An 18,488-nucleotide genomic window follows, 5' to 3' on the forward strand; every position below is an offset into this window, starting at 1 on the left:
GCCATGACCGGAACCCCCCTTCTCGAGATTCAGGACCTGCATACCAGCTTTCGTACCGATGGCGGCACGGTGCGGTCTGTCCGCGGTGTCAGCCTGACCGTGGCCAAGGGTGAAACCGTCGCCCTGGTGGGCGAAAGCGGCTGCGGGAAATCGGTTACCGCGCATTCCGTGCTCAAGCTGATCCCGATGCCCCCCGGCGAAATCACCGCGGGCCGCATCCTGTGGCAGGGGCGCGATCTGGTCCCCCTGCCCCCGCGCGAGATGAACCGCATTCGCGCCCGCGAGATCGCCATCATCTTTCAGGAACCGATGACCGCGCTCAACCCGGTCTACTCGGTCGGGGAACAGATTGCCGAGGTCGTCCGCCTGCAGATGCGTCTTGGCCGCCGCGCGGCGATGGACCGGGCGGTCGAGATGCTGGACCTGGTCGGGATCCCCGATGCCCGCCGCCGCGTGGGCGATTTTCCGCATCAGTTTTCGGGCGGGATGCGTCAGCGCGTGATGATCGCCATGGCCCTGTCCTGCGAGCCGCAGCTTCTGATCGCTGATGAACCCACGACGGCGCTGGACGTGACCATTCAGGCGCAGATCCTCGACCTGCTGGAGGAGATGAAGGAGCGCCTGGGAATGGCAATCTTGCTGATCACCCATGACATGGGCGTCGTCGCAGAGGCCGCGCAGCGCGCCGTCGTGATGTATGCGGGCCGCGTGATCGAGGAGGGAGCGGTGGACCGGCTGTTCACCGAGCCGGCGCACCCCTACACGCGCGGGCTGATCCGCTCGATTCCGCGCCTGGACGGCGGTCTTGGCCGGCACGGGCGGTTGCAAACCATTCCTGGGTCGATCCCTTCGCAATACGCCGATCCGGCGGGCTGCCACTTCGCGCCGCGCTGCCCGCTCGCGCAGGCCGATTGCCTTGCCGCCCAGCCGGCGATGTCGGGGCCTGACCCGGATCATCTCTACGCCTGTTTCCACTCGCCCTTGGAGGCCCCTGCCCCATGACAGCCCCGCTCCTTTCCGTGCGCGATCTGACGAAGACGTTCCCCACCCGCAGCGGCATGTTTTCGCGCAACAAGCTGGCGGTTCACGCGGTGGACGGGGTCAGCTTCGACATCGGCCAGGGCCAGACGCTGGGTGTGGTGGGCGAGAGCGGCTGCGGAAAATCCACCACGGGCCGCTGCATCCTGCGGCTGATTGAGCCGTCGGGCGGCAGTGTCGTCTTTGACGGCAAGGACGTTTTGGCGCTGGATGCCAAAGGGCAACAGGCGCTGCGGCGCGACATGCAGATCATCTTTCAGGACCCGTTCGCCTCGCTGAACCCTCGCATGACGGTGGGCGCGATCGTTGCCGAAGCGATGACCATCCACGGTCTCGGCGCCGATGCGGCGGACCGCCGCGCCCGGGTCGCCACCCTGCTCGCGAGGGTCGGGCTGAAGCCCGAACACATGGGGCGCTATCCCCACGAATTTTCGGGGGGACAGCGGCAGCGCATTGGCATCGCCCGCGCCCTCGCGGTGGAGCCCAAGTTGATCGTCTGCGACGAAGCCGTGTCTGCACTGGACGTCTCGGTGCAGGCCCAGGTGTTGAACCTGCTGAAGGATCTACAAGACGAACTGGGCCTCGCCTACATGTTCATCGCCCACGACCTGTCGGTGGTGGAAAATGTCAGCGACCGCATTGCCGTGATGTATCTGGGCCGCGTTGTCGAAATCGCCGATGCCGCAGATCTGTATGCCCGCCCGCAGCATCCCTATACCGAGGCATTGCTGTCGGCCATCCCGATCCCCGAGCCAGGCCGCCGCAAGACCCGGCGCAAGCTGGAGGGCGAGATGCCGAACCCGATCACCCCGCCCGGCGGATGTCATTTCCATACCCGCTGCCCGATCCGCAAGCTGCCCCTCTGCGCGACGGAACGGCCCGAGATGAAGCCCTGCAGCGCCGGACACATGGTGGCCTGCCACCTGAGGGGCTGAGGCCGATGCCGGACCGCCATGCAGCCATCCGGACCGCGTCCGAGGCATTGGCGAGCGGCGCTTTCCAGCGGCGACTCGCCGATCTGGTATCCGTTCCCACGGTCAGCACCGCGGCGGCGTGCGGCCCGGTGATGCGCCATTATCTTGCCGAGTTGCTGGCCCCGGATCTTCACGACCTCGGCTTTGTCTGCACGGTGCTGGACAACCCCGCCGCGACCGATCTGCCCTTCCTGCTGGCCGAACGGATCGAGGATCCTGGTTTCCAGACGGTCCTGATCTATGGCCACGGCGATGTCGTGGCCGGCGGCGAGGGTTGGTCGGACGGGTTGGCACCGTTCAGGCTTGCCCGGGCACACGGACGGCTCTACGGCCGCGGCACTGCCGACAACAAGGGCCAGCACTCCGTGAACGTCGCGGCGCTGCGGGCAGTCCTCGAGGTGCGGGGATCGCTGGGGTTCAACTGCCGCCTGCTGATCGAGACGGGCGAAGAGCGCGGTTCCCCAGGGTTGGCGCAGTTGCTGCACGAGTGGGCGGATCGGCTGTCCGCCGACGTGCTCATCGCCTCGGACGGCCCGAGGCTGGAGATCGGGCGACCCACCATCTACCTCGGCGCGCGCGGATCGTTGCGGTTCATGCTGCATGTCGCAACGCATGACCGCCCTCATCATTCCGGGCACTGGGGAGGGCTGCTGACCGATCCGGCGATCCGGCTCGCCCATGCGCTCGCCAGCCTGACCGACGCCACGGGCAGCCTGCTGGTGCCAGAATGGCGCCCGGAAAGTCTGACGGACGAAGTGCGCCATGCCATCGCGGATTGCGGGGTGGGTGATGTTCAGGACCTCATCGACCCGCACTGGGGAGAACCGGGGCTAACCCCTGCCGAACGCGTCTTCGGGTGGAACAGCCTGACCATCCTGGCGCAGGCCTCAGGCGATATTTCCGCCCCCGTCGCGGCAATATCCGCCAGCGCGCGGGCAGTATGCCAGCTGCGCTTCGTCGTCGGCACCGACGCGGAGGACATCGTGCCGGCGCTGCGCCGCCATCTGGAGGCGGCGGGTCTTGCCGATGTGCAGGTGCAAGAGGTTGCGGGCAGCCTGTCGCCCGCCACCCGGCTTGCGGCCGACAGCCCCTGGGTCCATCTCGCCGCGGCCTCGATCACGCGGACGCTTGGCACAGCCCCGGCAATCCTTCCGAACATCGGCGGGTCGATTCCGAACCACGTCTTTGCCCACATCGCGCGCCTTCCGACGATCTGGATCCCCCACTCTTACCGAGGCTGCGGCCAGCATGCCGCGGACGAGCACCTCGACCTTTCGATCGCGGCGCAGGGATTGCAGCTGATGGCAGGGCTGTTCTGGGATATCGGCAGCGCAGGGCGCTCCTGATCAGCCTCGCCGGCGCGGGCGCTATAGGTGCAAGGTGCGGCCCAAGGCACGTAGGCTCGCTTCATGGAGAACCTCGCCGCGGGTGGGGTGGGCGTGAATGGTCGCCGCGATGTCGGCCAGCGTCGCGCCCATCTCCAAGGCCAGGGAGAATTCCCCGGCAAGTTCCGACACACCGGATCCGACAGCCTGAATGCCCAGAATCTCGCGCCCGTCCCCGTCGGCCACCACGCGCACGAAGCCTTCGAACCGATTTTCCGTCAGCGCCCTGCCATTGACACCAAAGGGAAAACTGGCGACCTTGACCGGCCCGCGTGCCGCCGCCTGATCCGGCAAGAGCCCCACCGAGACAATTTCCGGGTCGGTGAAGCAGACCGCGGGCATCGCCCGATGGTCCCAGGTGCGGGCGTGACCCGCGACCAGCTCTGCCACCATCTCGCCCTGCGCCATGGCGCGGTGGGCCAACATTGGCTCACCGGTCACGTCACCGATGGCGTAGACGCCGGTCATCGATGTGCGGCAAGCCCCATCGATCCGCAGGAATGGGCCATCGGTGGCCAGCCCCAGCCCCGCAATCCCGGCGGCCGTGCTGCGGGGGCGGCGGCCGACGGTGACCAGAACCTTGTCGGCCCCGACCCGGTCTTCCGCCCCGTCCTTGAGCACGGACAGCGCCCCGCCCGAAAACCCCTGTGCCAGAGAGCCTGTCAGCACCCGCACCCCCAGCCGGTCCAGCGCCGACATCAGCGGGGTGGTCAGGTCCGCATCCCAAGCCGGCAGGATGCGCGGCGCGGTCTCGACCACGGTCACTGTCGAGCCCAGCTTGGCATAGGCCATACCCAGCTCCAGCCCGATATATCCGCCGCCGACAACGGCCAGCCTGGCGGGAACCTCTGTCAGCGCCAGGGCCTCTGTCGAGGACAGGATGTCGCCGCCGAACGGCAGGGCGGGCAGCGTGGCGGGCTCGGAGCCTGTGGCGATCACCAGCGTCTCGCAGCGGATGGTCACCGGATCATCGCCTGCGACCACGGCGGTCTTGCCATCGCGCAGATCCGCCCGGCCGTGGATCAGCCGCACCTTCGCCTTGCGCAGCAGGGTGCCGACGCCCGAGGACAGCTGATCGACGATCCCGTCCTTCCAGGCCATCGCCTCGGGCAGATCGAAGCTTGCGCCAGTGATGCGGACGCCCGGGCCGGGATGCCTCGTGCGGTGGAATTCATCCGCCGCATGGATCAGCGCCTTGGATGGGATGCAGCCGACCGTCAGGCAGGTTCCGCCCAGCCGGGCCTCTTCCACCAGCACGGTATCGATCCCCAGCTGCCCTGCCCGCAGGGCACAGACATAACCCCCGGGACCCGAGCCGATGATCAGCAATCTACAGGTGATCTCTCGCATGTCAGACCTCGGCAAACAGCAGGGAAGGAAGTTCCAGCAGCTCTTTCAGCCGCTGGACGAAGACTGCGGCATCCCAGCCATCGATCACCCGGTGATCGAAACTGCACGAGATGTTCATCATCCGCCGCGGCACAAAGGCTGTGCCGCTCCAATATGGACGCATCGCCATGCGGTTGATTCCGATGATGGCCACCTCGGGCAGGTTCAGGATCGGAGTCGTCGCGAGCGCCCCCAGCGCCCCCAGCGAGGTGACGGTGATGGTCGATCCCGTCAGCTCCTCGCGCGTGGCACGGCCATCTCGGGCTGCCTCCGCCAGCCGGGCAATCTCGCGCGCGGTGTCGCGCAACCCCCGTGCCTCGGCATGGCGCAGCACGGGCACCACAAGGCCGCCAGGTGTCTGCGCCGCGATGCCGACATGCACGCCCCCGAACTTCCTCAGAATTCCCGCCGCGGCATCGTGGTGCGCGTTCATTGCCGGCTGGTCCGTTACCGCCAGCACAAGGGCCTTGGTCACGAACGGAAGCAAAGTCAGCTTGACCTCCTCCGCCTTGCCAGTTGCCCGCGCGTTCAGCCGTTGGCGCAGGGTTTCCAGCTCGGTCGCATCCACCTCCTCGATGATCGTGATGTGGGGAACGCGGGTCGCCTCGTCCATCCGCTGCGAGATGCGCCTACGCAGGCCCGTCACCTTGACCTCTTCGACGCGGGTGTCGCGTCGCGGGCCGCCGGACAGGGCGAAGGGATCGAACCCCAGGACATCGTCGCGCAGGACGCGGCCTTCGGGGCCGCTGCCGGCAACCTGGCGCAGGTCGATACCCCGCTCGCGCGCCAAGGCGCGGACCGAGGGCGCGGCAAGTGGGCTTGCTGAAGGCGGGACGACCGGGCGTGCAGGCGGGTTGGGAGGTTTCGCGGACGCGACCGCCGGGTCGACCGCCGCGGCCGGCTCTGCCGGTGCGTCATGGGCCGCGACCGGCGGCTCGGGGCTCTGGGCGCGCTCCGGCTGTGCGCCAAGGTTGCCCTCGTCCGCAACCTCGAGCCGGATCAGCTCTGCGCCCACGGCAAGGGTCGCCCCAGCTTCTACGGCCAGCGACACAACGCGGCCCGCCACCGGCGAGGGGATCTCCACTGTCGCCTTGTCGGTCATCACCGCAGCAAGGGGCTGGTCCTCTGCCACCAGATCGCCCGGGGCGACCAGCCATTCGGCGATTTCAGTCTCGGCGATGCCCTCGCCGATGTCAGGAACGCGGATGACGTGGATGCCCATCACTGCACCTCCAACACACGGCGGCAGGCGGCAGCGACGCGAGCCGGGCCTGGGAAATAATCCCACTCATTGGTATGCGGGTAGGGTGTGTCCCAGCCCGCCACACGCTCTACCGGCGCGTGCAGATGCCAGAAGCATTCGGCCTGCACCAGCGCCGCCAGCTCCGCGCCAAAGCCCGAGGTCAGCGTCGCCTCATGCACCACCACGCAGCGCCCGGTCTTGCGCACCGAGGCCACGATGGTTTCCAGATCCAGCGGCAGCAGAGTGCGCAGGTCGATCACCTCGGCGTCGATCGCGGTCTCTTCTACCGCCGCCAGCGCCACGTGGACCATCGTGCCATAGGCCAGCACCGTCAACGCGGCGCCCTTGCGGCGGATGGCGGCTTGTCCGAGGGGAACGAGATAGCGGCCCAGCGGCGCCTCGCCCATCGGGTGGGTCCGCCAAGGCGAGACGGGGCGGTCATGGTGGCCGTCGAAGGGACCGTTGTAGAGCCGCTTCGGCTCCAGAAAGATGACTGGGTCGGGGTCGTCGATGGCCGACAGGAGCAGCCCCTTCGCGTCGATGGGATTCGACGGCATGACGACCTTCAGCCCCGTCACATGGGTGAACAGCGCCTCGGGGCTCTGGCTGTGGGTCTGCGCGCCGAAAATGCCCCCGCCCGTGGGCATTCGGATCACGATGGGGCAGGTAAACTCTCCTGCCGTGCGGTAGCGCAGGCGCGCAGCCTCGGACACGATCTGATCATAGGCGGGATACATGTAGTCGGCGAACTGGATCTCGACGACCGGCTTCCTGCCATAGGCGGCCATCCCGATCGCCACGCCGACGATGCCCAACTCTGAAATCGGGGTGTCGAAGCAACGGTCGATCCCGTGTTTCTTCTGCAGTCCCGCCGTGCAGCGAAAGACGCCGCCGAAATAACCCACATCCTGTCCAAAGACCGTAACGGTCGGGTCGTCGGTCAGGGCGACATCGAGGGCGTCGCGGATCGCGTCGATCATGGTGGTGGCCGGCATGGCGTCAGTACCCCGCAAGCTGTCGTTGCCGCCGCAGATGCGGAGGCATCTCGGCATAGACATCATTGAACATCTCTGCCGGGCTGGGACGGCGGCCGGAGTGCAGCGTCCCGATCTGCTCGGCCTCCTTCTGCGCCGCCTGCACCTCGCCCATGATTTCGGCTTCGGCTTGGACATGTCGATCTTCCGACCAGAGGCCGCGCGCGATCAAGTGTTGCTTCAGCCGCATCAACGGATCGCCCAGTGGCCAGCAGGCGCTTTCGCCCGACGGCCGGTAGGCGGAGGGATCGTCCGATGTGGAGTGCCCGGCCACGCGATAGGTCACGTATTCTATCAGCGTCGGGCCAAGGCTGCGCCGCGCCCGCTCGCTCGCCCACCGGGCTGCGGCGACTACGGCAAGATAGTCGTTCCCATCCACGCGCAACGCCGGAATGCCGAAGCCGAGGCCCCGGGCAGCAAACGTCCCGGCCCCGCCCCGCGCCAATCCTTGAAAGGTGGAAATCGCCCACTGATTATTGACAATGTTCAGCACCACCGGCACCCGGTAGCCCGAGGCGAACACCAGCGCGGCGTGGAAATCGCTTTCCGCGGTCGACCCGTCTCCGATCCAGGCGGCCGCGATCTTGTCATCGCCCGACAGCGCGGACCCCATCGCCCAGCCGACCGCCTGCACGTATTGCGTGCCAAGGTTGCCCGAGATCGAAAAGAACCCATGCGACTTCGACGAATAGAACACAGGCAGCTGCCGCCCGCGCACCGGGTCGCCGTCATTTCCGTAAACCTGGCACATCATCGTGGCCATCGGGTAACCCGAGGCTATCAGCAACCCGGCTTGCCTATAGGTGGGAAAGTTCATGTCGCCCGACCGCAGTGCCAGGTGAAAGGCACAGGAAATCGCCTCCTCGCCCAGATGCTGCATGTAGAAGCTGGTCTTCTGCTGCCGTTGCGCCAGAAGCATCCGGGCATCATAGGCGCGCAGGGTCATCATGTGACGCAACCCGGACATGCGCGCAGCATCGTCAAGGTCCAGAGTGTCGGCCCAAGGGCCGACCGCCTGCCCGTCATCATCCAGCAGCCGTATCAGGCCAAAGGCCATGTCACGCATTTCCTCGGCCGGACTGTCCACCGGCGGGCGGCGCAGACTGCCTGCGGCGGGCAGGTCCAGCCCCGAGAAATCCGGCTCGGCCCCCGGCCGCACCGCAGGTTCGGCAAAGAAGAGTTCCAAGGGGCGCTCCACCGGTTTCATGATCAGTCCTTTTCCGCCGACGAGTTGCCGCCGGCCACGCAGAGGATGCCCGGCATGCGTTCCAGCCGAGCAAGCCACGTTTCGGGGGCGACCGTGCCGATCGCGACATAGTCGATCCGCACCTCGGCCTCGTCGGACCGTGCCACCAGACTGACCCCGGTCAGGCCAAAGCCAGCCCGCTCCAGCTCGGTCAGCGCGCGCATCAGAATTCCCAAGGGCACGTCGGTTCGAAATGTCGCGAAATGCATCTGCTCCCCCGTCTCCATCCTTGAAAGGAATATTTCGAAACTCACAAAATGTCCTTTCGTAATTGCTTCGTTTGAGCGACTAACAGAAACAATATTTTGAATAGGGCACGTATGAAGGAATCATCTGCGGATCGCAGTATCGACGCCATCGACCGGCGCATCCTGCGCGAATTGACTCGCGACGGCCGCCTGACCAACACAGAGCTCGCCGAACGCATCGGCCTGTCGCCAAGCCCGTGCTGGCAGCGCACCCGGCGGCTGGAGAGCGAGGGCTACATCAAGGGCTATACCGCGATCCTCGACCGCGCGTTACTGGGGGTGCCCGAAACCGTGCTGATCGAGGTCACGCTGGACCGCCATGACGATACCGTGCTGGAGACCTTTGGCAGCCAGATGGCCGCGATGCCCGAGGTGATCGAGGTGTGGCTGATCACCGGCGAATACGACTATCTGATCAAGGTCGCGGTGAATGGGACCCGGGGGTATGAGGAGTTCCTGCGCCAGAAATTGTATCGGGTACCCGGAATCCGGCATTCACGATCCAGCTTCGCCCTGCGATGCCTGAAGCAGGGCGGAGTGCCGGTGCTGGACTGATACCGGCTCCGTGGCAACCACAGGGTTCTGTAGCATAACGACACCCTTGGCCGTCCGCGCCCGGAACGCACAAACCCACCAATCATCGTTCTGGACGGGATTTTCGGATCGCGCGCACCGGGTCGCCTTGGCGCGGCCTGCCGGAAAAGCTCGGCAAGTGGTCCAGCGTCTACTGCCAGTTCCGGCGCTGGACACTGGCGGCACTCTGGGAGCAGGTCAGCCGCAGCCGATGTTCCCAGACGGCCCTGGCGACAGCATCGAAGATGGGCTGGAGACTGGCGCGGACGTGCACCAGGCGTGAGACATCCAGCTTCGGTCGCTTCACCAAGAAAGCCGGCAGCAGCTATCGACCCTTCAGGCAGACGACGCCGCAGATCAGCGCGGCGGCCAGGTTTTCATGATCTGGTCGATTGCTTTCTCGAGGTCTTCCGGGCTCGCACCATCGCGCGCCGCCGCCGACAGGCCGACGAGGAAGGTGTTGAACAGCGCGACCAGTGCCCCGGTGTCCGTGTCCTTCGGGAGCTCTCCCTCTGCAATCGCGCGCCGGATCTGAGCGGCAATCGCCTCGCGGTTCCTGTGGCGCTCCTCCTGTAGATCCCGAACCACCTCGCCGCTGGAAGGGCCGCAATTGCTGGCGCCAAGGACGATGAGGCAGCCCGGAGGATGCGAGGGGTCGGTTTGCATTCGCGCCGACTGCCGCAGACAGGTCTCGATAGCCTGTCGAGGGGAAAGGCTTTCATCGCGCAGCACGTCGGTGACCCGCCCGTGACTGGAGCGGTAGAGGGTCAGCACCTCCCGGAACAAGCCCTCCTTGGAGCCGAACGCTGCATAAAAGCTGGTCGGGGATATCCCTCCCATCGCTTCCTTGAGCTGATTGAGCGACGTCGGCTCATAGCCCTGCCGCCAGAACAGCGTCAGCGCCTTCAGAACTGCGTCCTGTTTATCGAACTCGCGTGGTCTGCCCGTGCGTGCCATCGGTCTGCCTCCTGTCTTCTGCACTACTTGATGCACAAGTCATTGACAAGCGGGCCACGGCCGTCCTACTTCGGTATCATACGGTACATATATCGAGGAGCGTCATGGCCGATTACCCACCCCGGGGGAACTCCGTTCCCACCGAACGAGACAGGCTGCCCGTTGCCGCCCTTCTCGCCCTCGCAATGACAGGATTCATCTGCATCGCAACCGAAACGCTTCCTGCAGGCCTCCTGCCGCAGATGGCCGACGGCCTCGGCGTTTCGCAAGCCTACGCAGGCCAGTCCGTCGCAGCCTATGCAATCGGATCTCTCCTCGCGGCAATCCCGCTGACGATTGCAACACAAACATGGCCGCGCCGGCTGGTTCTCCTGATCACGGTATTCGCATTCATCGCCTTCAATACGTTGACGGCCGTATCGCAGGACTATTGGCTGACCATCACCGCGCGCTTTTTCGCAGGGGCTGCGGCCGGATTGGCCTGGAGCCTGTTGGCAGGCTACGCGCGCCGCATGGTCCCACCGCATCAGCAAGGGCGCGCGATGGCACTCGCAATGGTCGGAACGCCCATAGCCCTCGCGTTCGGTGTTCCGCTTGGGACCTGGCTCGGCACCGCAATCGGCTGGCGCATGGGCTTCGGCGTGATGTCGGCCCTTTCGGTCGGGCTGGTCGTGTGGATCCTCATCGCGGTGCCAGACTTTCCCGGACAGAAGAACGGCAAGGCCATGCGCCTTGGCCCGGTGGCAGCCATGCCCGGCGTGCGCGCCGTCCTGGCGGTCGTCCTGTTCTGGATGCTCGCCCACAACCTCCTCTACACCTACATCGCCCCTTACAGCGCGCTGGCAGGCCTTGGCGATCGCGTCGGTCTCATTCTCCTCATCTTCGGCGTGGCTGCGTTGCTGGGGATCTGGATCACCGGGCGACTGATAGATCACGCGCTGCGCAGCTCGGTCCTGACCGCGTTATCGGCATTTGCGCTGACCGCCCTGATCCTGACCCTCTTTGGCACGAACCCGGTCGTGCTGCTCGTCTCCACGGCCATCTGGGGCCTTACCTTCGGCGGAGCCGCGACGCAAATCCAGACGGCGCTGGCTGATGCTGCGGGACAGGGTGCGGATATCGCGCTGTCGATGAATGTCGTCGTCTGGAACGGAGCCATCGCCGGCGGCAGCGTTCTTGGCGGCATCCTTCTCGAAAGCGTCGGTCCAGCAAGTTTCCCTCCAGTCGTCCTGATCCTGACCCTGATCGGCCTCGGCATCGCCTTCACCGCGCGCGCCACTGGCTTCCCGCAAGGCACGCGGCTCGCCCAACCCTGACACTCATTCACGGGGACCTCAGACGATGAAGCGACTTCTATTCGCAACGATGCTGGCAGCTGCCCTGACAACCACGTCTGCCCAGGCACAAACCGAGCCGGAGTTTCCGGTTCCCGAAGGCTATGTTGATCGCCGCGGAGGCGCTTGACCAGCGCAAGGACGAGCGCATCGCGCGGCTGGGAAAGCTGGTGACGGCTTTCAAGCAGGCGGCGTTCTGACTCCGGTCGGAGAAGGGCGATCCGGACCAGTTCGAGCTGGCGCTGGAAGATCTGGAAACGGCCACGGCAGTGCTCCATGCCGAGGAAGACGCCGAGGACCGGGCTGCCAAGCGCCCGGCCGAGCCGTGTGCCGCCAATCGCGGGTCGCTGCCCAAACACCGCAGCAGGGGAACCCATCTTGCTCCCTTCTACGGCAATCCGCGCGGCGATTTCCGCTTCAGTGGCACGCCCTGCCGCGGTGGAGCGCGCAGCGGGCGGAACCCTCACGCTACATGGCCACCGAGATAAAGCGCGCGCATCGCAGGGTCGGCCAGCAGGTCGCGCGCCGGGGCGTGGATCGCCACCTGGCCGAGCGACAGCACATAGGCCCGGTCGGCCACGCCCAATGCCTCGAAGGCGTTTTGCTCGACCATCACGATGCACATGCCCTGACTGTCCCTGATCCCGGCGATGGCATCGAAGACTTCGTGCAGCATCAGCGGCGAAAGCCCGGCAGAGGGTTCGTCCAGCAGCAATATCTCGGGCTCCGCGATCAGCGCACGGGCCAGCGACAGTATCTGCCGTTCTCCACCAGACAAAGCCGAGGCCTTGCGGCCTTGCTTGGATGCAAGCACCGGATATTGTTCCATCAGGGCATCGTAGCGGCGCGCAGTGGTTGCGCGGTCAAGCCCGCGCGCCCCCAGGCGCAGGTTCTCGGCCACCGTCAATGACCGGAAGACGTTATCGGTCTGGGGCACATACCCGACGCGGTGATGGCGCACCTTTTCGTGGATCGGCACGGTGCTGACATCCTTTCCGTGCATCTTCACGCCGCCCGACCGTGGCTTGAGATAGCCGGCGATGGTCTTCAGCAGGGTGGATTTGCCACAGCCGTTCGGGCCAAGGATCGTGACCAGTTCCTTTCGCCCCGCTGTCAGCGAAATGCCGTTGAGGATGTCCGCGCCGTCGCCGTATCCGGCGCGCAGGTCTTGCGCCTCGATCATTGCGCCATTCCCCCTTTTTCGATGGCCTTTCCAAGATAGGCTTCCACAACCCTCGGGTTGTTCTCCAATTCGCCCGGCAGGCAATCGGCAATGATGTTGCCGCGGTCGAGTACGATGCAGCGGGTGCACAGATCGCGGATGAACAGCATGTCATGTTCCACCACGAGGCAGGCGCCCCCTTGCGCGACATAGTTGCGCAACACGCCGACAAGGTCGGATCGCAGCGACACATGGACGCCTGCCGTAGGCTCGTCGAGACACAGCAGTTTGGGGTTGGCGCGCAGGGCCGTCGCCACCGATAGCAGCTTTTTCTGGCCGCCGGACAGCGCGCTGGCCGCGTGGCCCGCCACATGCGCAAGCCTGAACTCTTGCAGCAGCACATCGATTTCGGGCCCGTAGGCAACGGGCGCGAAGCGCCCTCCGTCGTCGCGCTTGCCGGCCTTGAGCACCTCGCGCACCGTCATCCGGTGCGGCATGGAGGGAAGCTGGAAGGTCCGCACCAGCCCCAGATCGGTGATGGCATGCACGGGCGCGTCGGAAATATCGCGCCCGGCGAACGTTATCGTGCCGGCACTGCGCGGCAGGAACCCTGAGATCACGTTCAGCGCGGTGCTCTTGCCCGAACCGTTGGGCCCCAGAAGTCCGACGATTTCACCCGGCATGACCGAGAAGGAAACGTCTTCCAGTACGTTCGAGAGCCCGAAGGCCTTGGCAAGCCCCCGCACCGCCAGCAGTTCAGTGGTCATGGCGGCCTCCGACACGTTCGGGGAAGATTCCCTGCGGACGCAGGAGAAGGAACCCAAGGATCACGCCCCCGGACAGCATCAGCCGCGCCGCGGCCACAAAATCCGACGGCAGGGCGAAGTAGTCTTTCACGAAGGGCACATAGGCCATCATGAACTGCATGGCGAAGGCCCCGGCGATCACGCCGCGGTTGTTTGCGATGCCGCCGATGATCACCATTGCCCAGATCAGGAATGTCTCTGGTGCCAGCAACAGTTCCGGGCCGACGAAGCTTAGGTAATGGGCGTAAAGCACCCCCGCCACCGCCGCGATGACAGAGGCGATCACCATCACGGTGGACCGGATGCGGTCGATATCATAGCCAAGCGCACGGGCGAGCTGCGGTTCTTCGCGGATCAGCTTCATCCCAAGCCCGAAATTCGACCGCACCAGCCGTTCGCAGATCAGCCAGGCCACGCCCAGGATCACCGCGAACAGCGCCAGCCGCGCCGCGCCGTCCCAGGGGCGCAGCCCCGAGAACAGCAGCGGCAGGCCCGAGATGCCTTGCGCCCCGCCCGTCAGGGGCTCGAGGTTGGTGGCGAAGATCCGCGCGATCTCGGCAATCGAAAGCGTGGCGATGCCCCAGTAATCGGTTGACAGCCTGCGCCCCAGCCGCGCCAGGAACAGGCCCATGAGCACGGCAAGGATCAATGCAAGCGCAGGCCCAAGCGCAACGGGAAGGCCGAACCGATGCACGAGGCCGGCCCCATAGACGCCGCAGCCAAACATGGCGATCAGGCCGAAATTCATCAGTCCGGTGAAGCCCGCCTGCAGGTTCAGGCTCAACGCGAGAATGCCATAGATGCAAGAGACGGAGATGACGTGGATAAGGAAGTCAGACACGTGTCACCTCGCTGACGAAAATCCCTCGTGGACGGAACAGCAAGACGGCGACCAGCAGTGCGAAAGACGCGGCCGGGGCATAGCTCGCTGGAAGGAACACATGGTCCTGCCCGACGATCGGCCCGAAGTTGAGGTTGGTGATCAGCGTTTCGGCCGCGGCGATGACGATCGCGCCGAACACCGCGCCAAAGGCATTGCCAAGCCCGCCAAGGATCGCGGCCGCAAACACCGGAAGCAACATGTTGGTGCCCATGTCGATGCTGACCGACCCGCGCAGCGCCAGCATGGCCCCGCCAAGCGCCGCGATCACACCGGACAGGAATACCACCAGCCCGGTGACCCGTGCGGTGTTCACTCCCGTTGCGGCAGCAAGCACCGGGTTTGTGGAAACGGCCCGCATCTCGCGCCCCAGCGGCGTCCGGAACAACAGAAGCGCGAAGGCAATCAAAATCGCGACGGTCAAGCCCCCGGTCAACACCTGCATTTCCGTCACCCGCACGCCAAAGACCCTCGTGGCGGGGGCGACCTGCACCGAAAACCGTTGTGCCGCCGGACCAAAGCCCAGCAGGAAACCGGCCGACAGCACCATGCTGAGCGCAAGCGAGCCGATCAGGGCAATCGCAGGGTCAAGCCGAAGCAGCCGCTGAAAGATCACCGCATTGAACACCTGCGCAATCCCGCCGACGAGCAGGCTGGCAAGCAGCACCGCCGGCACGATCGGCACACCTTGCTGTTGCAGCGCCATGCCGACAAAGGCCCCGACGACGGCATATTGCACCAGCGCGACGTTCGGGAACCGGATCAGCGAATAGACGGCGCTCAGCGCGACCGCGATCAGCGCAAGATCCGCCGCCCGGAAGAGCGTGTCGAAGATAAATTGAACCATCTGGCTGCCAAGGCTGAAGGGCCGGGAGCGCGAAGCGCGCTACCCGGCCAGTGGGTCCTATTCGTGACTTACAAGCGCGTCGCCTTCGACCTTCAGCTTCTGGTAGGGCTGCCACATGCGCTGACCGTCGGCATCCAGCTTGATCTCGCCGGTGACGCCGGTGAATCCCTCGGCGCCAAGCTCGGCAATCGCGGACAGAACGGCCGGGCGATCCGTGGAGCCTGCACGTTCGATTGTCTCCGCGGCGAAAAGCGTGGTGTCATGGGCATACCCGCTCCATGCCGATTGGAACGATTGGCCATATGCCTCCTCATAAGCTGCCTTATAGCTCGTATCGTCGGCGGTATAATCGACATCCATTCCGATCAGCCCGGTCTTGAATTCTGCGGGTGTATCCGCGTTGTGCATGGTGATCAGTATCGAATACCAGGGATCCTCTTGCAGCCCCAGCTCATAGGCCTCCTGCATCATCAGCCCGCCATCGGCACCATAGGCGGTAAAGACATAGGCATCGGGCTCGGTCGATTCCGCCTGCTGCAATTCGCGGCGATAGGTCGTCTGCCCCGACGTATACATGATGGTCGTCGTAACCTCGCCGCCCAACTGGGCGAAGTGGGCGCCGAATTCATTGGCAACGCCTTGGCCGAAGGCGTTGTTCATCGCCAGAACCGCAACGCGTTTCCAGCCGCGGTCGAGCACATCCTTCGCCGCGAATTCGGTCGACACGTTATCCAGCCCGACCATCGAGAAGGATGTCGCACCGATGCCGCGGACCAGGCCCGAGGTGGAGGCGGGGTTCAGGTGTGGCACGCCTTCGGCCACAAGATACTGTCCCAGCGGAATGGTGATGCCCGACGAATATTCGCCGATCACCAGCGCCACGCCATCGACGGACACAAGCTTGCGCGCGGCATCGATGGCACGCTGCGGCACGTTGCCGGAATCCTCGTAGATGACCTTCAGCGGCTCACCCAGAACGCCGCCGGCCTCGTTGATCTGTGCGACCGCAAGCTCGATGCCGCGGCGCTGATCTTCGCCGCCATTGGCATTGACCCCCGAAAGCGGCAGCACAGCCCCGATCACGACATCGGCCTGCGCCGGAAGAGCCGTCGCCAGAACGGAGGTGGCGGCAAGAACGCGTATCATTTTTTTCATGGTTTTCCCTGTTGGCAGTCGTTTTGGTAAGGTCGGCGCCAGGCAAGCCGCCGCCACCCCGCGCCGGGCAAGGCGAGGGTCGCCTGAAGGCACGGGCCTGCAGGGCTTGACTGGCTTTCTGGAAGCGAAAGCACCTGACTGTGCAGAGGACCGCGCGGACCAGGGTCCAGCGATCATCCGCTGTGTTGCGTCCACGGCTTGGCCGCATTGGTATCGGAGTTAGTCTTTCGCAGATTGCGCGTTCGAAAAACTATAATCCTGCGATAAGCGATATAGCCATATTGTATCTCTCGGCCGCAGTCGGCAGATGCCCGCAACCCGGAAAGGCATCGGTCATGCCTCCTGCTGACGGGCCCACAATTCGCTGTCGCACAGCAGTCCCGGCAGGAACAAAGGTCCGGCCGGTTGCGTCACGATCGCCATGTCCTGATGTCATCCTGTCCATTGCGGTCCCGTGCGTCGATCGCCCGTCTGCAGGGAGCCCTATCCGGCCGCGTCGATCACGCCCCCGATCAGGTTCTCCGACAGCAGCCGCTGTTCCAGCGTGGCTCGCGCCTTTTCCAGGCCCTGGCGATAGGCGGCAGCGCCCATTGCCGCGGTGCGCGCGATGCCGATGGCTTCGACGGCGGTGACGGCGCGAAACACCACCCTGTCGCGCGGCCGGAGCTGGACAAAGGCGTCCAGGTCACAATCGAGCACGGTCGCGATCTTCGGGTAGCCGCCGGTGGTCTGGTGATCGGCCAGCAGCACCGTGGCGACGCCGTCGCCTGCCACCTGAACCGAGCCCCGCACGATCGGCTCCGACGGCATGTCAAGCGCGGCGTTGGGCGCGATCATCGGCCCCGCAAGCCGCACACCCATCCGGTCCCAGGCGCCGGTCATCCGCCACGGGCCCGAGTTGAAGGCGGCAATCTCTTCTGCGGCGAAGAAGCGCTGCTGCGGGCCCATCGTCACCCGCAGCTCGTTGCGCGGCCGGGCCGTCACCGGGCAGGGAATGTCCCCCTCGCGCTCTTCGCGCCGCTCGGCGCCCGTGATGTGCAGCCGTTGCCCCGCGCCAAGCCGGCCACCCCCAAAGCCCGACATGGCGTGAGTCGAAGCGCTGCCAAGCCAACGTGGAACCTGAAGCGTGCCGGCAAACGCCAGATAGCACCAGCTTCCCCAGGGGCCGGGACGGATCGCCAGCTTCTCGCCCGCGCGCAGCGTCGCGACTGTCCACGACCCGCGCCGCACGCCGGCATGATCGAGGATGAAGCCGCCCCCCGCCACGGCATAACCGACCTCGCCTGAAAGACATTCGAGGACCAGGCCGCCCAACGAAACCTCTATCCCCGGCGCATCGGCCCGGTTTCCAAGCGCGATGTTCGCGGCGCTGAAGGACCTGCGATCCAGCGGACCCGAGCCCGGAACGCCATAGCGCATCAGGCCCGGCCGCCCGCCATCCTGCACCGAAACATGGGGCCCCGCAAAGCTGACGGAAAGGATGGCCTGTGTCATCTCTCGGGTCCCGCATCATACTCGGCGCGGCTGATGCGCTCGAAGCGAACCCTGTCGCCCACGTCAAACAGGAATGGCCGGTCCACCTGGCCCGTCAAGATAGCGGTCGGCGAGCGGCCGATGATCCACCACCCGGTCGGCATGGTGATGGTCGAAACGAGGCATTGCGGCCCCGCGATCAACACGCTGCCCGCCGGAACCCCGCGCACCGCTGCCGGTTTCCGCGGCATGCGGATCGGCTCTGGCACACCGGCAAGATAGGCGTAGCCAGGCGCGAAGCCATACATGAAAACGTCGTATTGCCCCGCCAGATGCGCCGCGATCACCTCTTCCGGTGTCAGACCCGCGGCCGTGGCGACGGCGACCAGATCGGGCGAAAGATCGCCATCGTAGCAGACCTGGACCACGCGCAGGACCGGAACGGCAGCCTCGACCGGCATCTCCTGCGCGATCAACCGGCTTATGTGGCGTTCCGCCGTCTGATGGTCGCAGGCCAGCGGGTCGAAGCGGATCAGGATCCCGGCATAGGCGGGGACAGCCTCCACAAAGCCCGCGAACGGCGACGCTGCCATCGCCTTGTCAAGCTGAAGGACGCGGAGGTGGATGCCGTGATCGATGCTCTCGCCGAACTCGACAAGCAAGCTGTGCTCCGCCACCGGACTGAAGGCGGGAAACAGGCGAGCGGGGAGGGGATTTCCCGTCACGTGATGTCTCCGGCCGCCT

The 18,488-nt window shown here is 65.6% G+C and carries 18 protein-coding genes and 2 pseudogenes; 7 read left to right on the plus strand and 13 right to left on the minus strand.

All coding sequences use genetic code 11. The annotated features are described in order from the left end of the window. The first annotated feature begins 3 nt into the window (after positions 1–3). The 3 genes from GVY41_RS09260 to GVY41_RS09270 are packed head-to-tail and all read left to right on the plus strand — an operon-like array spanning position 4 to position 3,358. Entirely contained in the window at positions 4–1,002 is a 999-nt protein-coding gene (locus GVY41_RS09260; RefSeq protein WP_161345717.1) for an ABC transporter ATP-binding protein, read from the plus strand. Further along, complete coding sequence (locus GVY41_RS09265; protein ID WP_161345718.1) at positions 999–1,973, plus strand: ABC transporter ATP-binding protein; 975 nt, start codon at positions 999–1,001, stop codon at positions 1,971–1,973. Before GVY41_RS09260 ends, GVY41_RS09265 begins: the two co-directional genes overlap by 4 nt. A gap of 5 nt (positions 1,974–1,978) precedes the next feature. Continuing rightward, positions 1,979–3,358: a M20/M25/M40 family metallo-hydrolase gene (locus GVY41_RS09270; protein WP_161345720.1), complete on the plus strand. Its 1,380-nt coding sequence runs from the start codon at positions 1,979–1,981 to the stop codon at positions 3,356–3,358. Positions 3,359–3,379: 21 nt separating this feature from the next. On the opposite strand, the gene lpdA is transcribed toward GVY41_RS09270, so the two are convergent. From lpdA to GVY41_RS09295, 5 genes are read right to left on the minus strand one after another with little or no spacing between them, the layout of a single operon-like run. After that, positions 3,380–4,747, minus strand: coding sequence for a dihydrolipoyl dehydrogenase (gene lpdA, locus GVY41_RS09275; protein ID WP_161345722.1), 1,368 nt, complete (start codon positions 4,745–4,747; stop codon positions 3,380–3,382). 1 nt (position 4,748) lies between these two features. Continuing rightward, a complete protein-coding gene (locus tag GVY41_RS09280; RefSeq protein WP_161345724.1) occupies positions 4,749–6,008 on the minus strand; it encodes a dihydrolipoamide acetyltransferase family protein in 1,260 nt (419 codons plus the stop codon). Further along, the gene (locus GVY41_RS09285) at positions 6,008–7,024 is read right to left on the minus strand and encodes an alpha-ketoacid dehydrogenase subunit beta (RefSeq protein WP_161345726.1); all 1,017 of its coding nucleotides are present in this window, start codon (positions 7,022–7,024) and stop codon (positions 6,008–6,010) included. Before GVY41_RS09285 ends, GVY41_RS09280 begins: the two co-directional genes overlap by 1 nt. A gap of 4 nt (positions 7,025–7,028) precedes the next feature. Further along, complete coding sequence (locus tag GVY41_RS09290) at positions 7,029–8,270, minus strand: thiamine pyrophosphate-dependent enzyme (RefSeq protein ID WP_161345728.1); 1,242 nt, start codon at positions 8,268–8,270, stop codon at positions 7,029–7,031. Positions 8,271–8,272: 2 nt separating this feature from the next. After that, positions 8,273–8,518, minus strand: a complete 246-nt coding sequence (locus tag GVY41_RS09295; protein WP_161345730.1) for an ACT domain-containing protein — start codon at positions 8,516–8,518, stop codon at positions 8,273–8,275. A gap of 111 nt (positions 8,519–8,629) precedes the next feature. On the opposite strand from GVY41_RS09295, the gene GVY41_RS09300 reads away from it, so the two are divergent. Further along, positions 8,630–9,112 (plus strand): Lrp/AsnC family transcriptional regulator, encoded by a 483-nt coding sequence (locus tag GVY41_RS09300; RefSeq protein ID WP_161345732.1) that lies wholly within the window; start codon positions 8,630–8,632, stop codon positions 9,110–9,112. A 59-nt stretch (positions 9,113–9,171) separates the two neighbouring features. Next, positions 9,172–9,330 (plus strand): annotated as a pseudogene (locus GVY41_RS09305) (transposase); the annotation flags it as partial. Positions 9,331–9,487: 157 nt separating this feature from the next. On the opposite strand, the gene GVY41_RS09310 reads toward GVY41_RS09305, so the two are convergent. Further along, positions 9,488–10,087 (minus strand): TetR/AcrR family transcriptional regulator, encoded by a 600-nt coding sequence (locus GVY41_RS09310; protein WP_161345734.1) that lies wholly within the window; start codon positions 10,085–10,087, stop codon positions 9,488–9,490. A gap of 104 nt (positions 10,088–10,191) precedes the next feature. Between GVY41_RS09310 and GVY41_RS09315 the strand changes: the two genes are divergently transcribed. Then, a complete protein-coding gene (locus GVY41_RS09315; RefSeq protein ID WP_161345736.1) occupies positions 10,192–11,403 on the plus strand; it encodes an MFS transporter in 1,212 nt (403 codons plus the stop codon). A gap of 122 nt (positions 11,404–11,525) precedes the next feature. Continuing rightward, positions 11,526–11,789 (plus strand): annotated as a pseudogene (locus tag GVY41_RS09320) (transposase domain-containing protein); the annotation flags it as partial. 95 nt (positions 11,790–11,884) lie between these two features. Here the strand turns inward: GVY41_RS09320 and GVY41_RS09325 are convergent. The 7 genes from GVY41_RS09325 to GVY41_RS09355 form a co-directional block, all read right to left on the minus strand. Further along, positions 11,885–12,604 (minus strand): ABC transporter ATP-binding protein, encoded by a 720-nt coding sequence (locus GVY41_RS09325; RefSeq protein ID WP_161345738.1) that lies wholly within the window; start codon positions 12,602–12,604, stop codon positions 11,885–11,887. Further along, a complete protein-coding gene (locus GVY41_RS09330) occupies positions 12,601–13,365 on the minus strand; it encodes an ABC transporter ATP-binding protein (RefSeq protein ID WP_202456097.1) in 765 nt (254 codons plus the stop codon). Before GVY41_RS09330 ends, GVY41_RS09325 begins: the two co-directional genes overlap by 4 nt. Continuing rightward, positions 13,340–14,230 (minus strand): branched-chain amino acid ABC transporter permease, encoded by an 891-nt coding sequence (locus GVY41_RS09335; protein WP_161345740.1) that lies wholly within the window; start codon positions 14,228–14,230, stop codon positions 13,340–13,342. The genes GVY41_RS09330 and GVY41_RS09335 overlap by 26 nt, the downstream gene beginning before the upstream one ends. Next, positions 14,223–15,116: a branched-chain amino acid ABC transporter permease gene (locus tag GVY41_RS09340; RefSeq protein ID WP_161345742.1), complete on the minus strand. Its 894-nt coding sequence runs from the start codon at positions 15,114–15,116 to the stop codon at positions 14,223–14,225. The genes GVY41_RS09335 and GVY41_RS09340 overlap by 8 nt, the downstream gene beginning before the upstream one ends. A gap of 57 nt (positions 15,117–15,173) precedes the next feature. Beyond that, positions 15,174–16,271: an ABC transporter substrate-binding protein gene (locus GVY41_RS09345; RefSeq protein WP_161345744.1), complete on the minus strand. Its 1,098-nt coding sequence runs from the start codon at positions 16,269–16,271 to the stop codon at positions 15,174–15,176. Positions 16,272–16,754: 483 nt separating this feature from the next. Further along, entirely contained in the window at positions 16,755–17,765 is a 1,011-nt protein-coding gene (locus GVY41_RS09350; RefSeq protein WP_161345746.1) for a 5-oxoprolinase subunit C family protein, read from the minus strand. Further along, positions 17,762–18,469 carry a 5-oxoprolinase subunit B family protein gene (locus GVY41_RS09355; RefSeq protein ID WP_268234502.1) on the minus strand — a complete coding sequence of 236 codons (708 nt, stop codon included), beginning with the start codon at positions 18,467–18,469 and terminating at the stop codon, positions 17,762–17,764. The genes GVY41_RS09350 and GVY41_RS09355 overlap by 4 nt, the downstream gene beginning before the upstream one ends. Between the last annotated feature and the right edge of the window lie 19 nt (positions 18,470–18,488).

The sequence above is a fragment of the Frigidibacter albus genome (assembly GCF_009908165.1).
Taxonomy (GTDB): domain Bacteria; phylum Pseudomonadota; class Alphaproteobacteria; order Rhodobacterales; family Rhodobacteraceae; genus Frigidibacter; species Frigidibacter albus.

Coding starts and splice junctions, on each gene's coding strand:
- GVY41_RS09260 (WP_161345717.1), top strand. CDS start 4: ATGACCGGAACCCCCCTTCTCGAGATTCAGGACCTGCATACCAGCTTT.
- GVY41_RS09265 (WP_161345718.1), top strand. CDS start 999: ATGACAGCCCCGCTCCTTTCCGTGCGCGATCTGACGAAGACGTTCCCC.
- GVY41_RS09270 (WP_161345720.1), top strand. CDS start 1,979: ATGCCGGACCGCCATGCAGCCATCCGGACCGCGTCCGAGGCATTGGCG.
- lpdA (WP_161345722.1), bottom strand. CDS start 4,747: ATGCGAGAGATCACCTGTAGATTGCTGATCATCGGCTCGGGTCCCGGG.
- GVY41_RS09280 (WP_161345724.1), bottom strand. CDS start 6,008: ATGGGCATCCACGTCATCCGCGTTCCTGACATCGGCGAGGGCATCGCC.
- GVY41_RS09285 (WP_161345726.1), bottom strand. CDS start 7,024: ATGCCGGCCACCACCATGATCGACGCGATCCGCGACGCCCTCGATGTC.
- GVY41_RS09290 (WP_161345728.1), bottom strand. CDS start 8,270: ATGAAACCGGTGGAGCGCCCCTTGGAACTCTTCTTTGCCGAACCTGCG.
- GVY41_RS09295 (WP_161345730.1), bottom strand. CDS start 8,518: ATGCATTTCGCGACATTTCGAACCGACGTGCCCTTGGGAATTCTGATG.
- GVY41_RS09300 (WP_161345732.1), top strand. CDS start 8,630: ATGAAGGAATCATCTGCGGATCGCAGTATCGACGCCATCGACCGGCGC.
- GVY41_RS09310 (WP_161345734.1), bottom strand. CDS start 10,087: ATGGCACGCACGGGCAGACCACGCGAGTTCGATAAACAGGACGCAGTT.
- GVY41_RS09315 (WP_161345736.1), top strand. CDS start 10,192: ATGGCCGATTACCCACCCCGGGGGAACTCCGTTCCCACCGAACGAGAC.
- GVY41_RS09325 (WP_161345738.1), bottom strand. CDS start 12,604: ATGATCGAGGCGCAAGACCTGCGCGCCGGATACGGCGACGGCGCGGAC.
- GVY41_RS09340 (WP_161345742.1), bottom strand. CDS start 15,116: ATGGTTCAATTTATCTTCGACACGCTCTTCCGGGCGGCGGATCTTGCG.
- GVY41_RS09345 (WP_161345744.1), bottom strand. CDS start 16,271: ATGAAAAAAATGATACGCGTTCTTGCCGCCACCTCCGTTCTGGCGACG.
- GVY41_RS09350 (WP_161345746.1), bottom strand. CDS start 17,765: ATGACACAGGCCATCCTTTCCGTCAGCTTTGCGGGGCCCCATGTTTCG.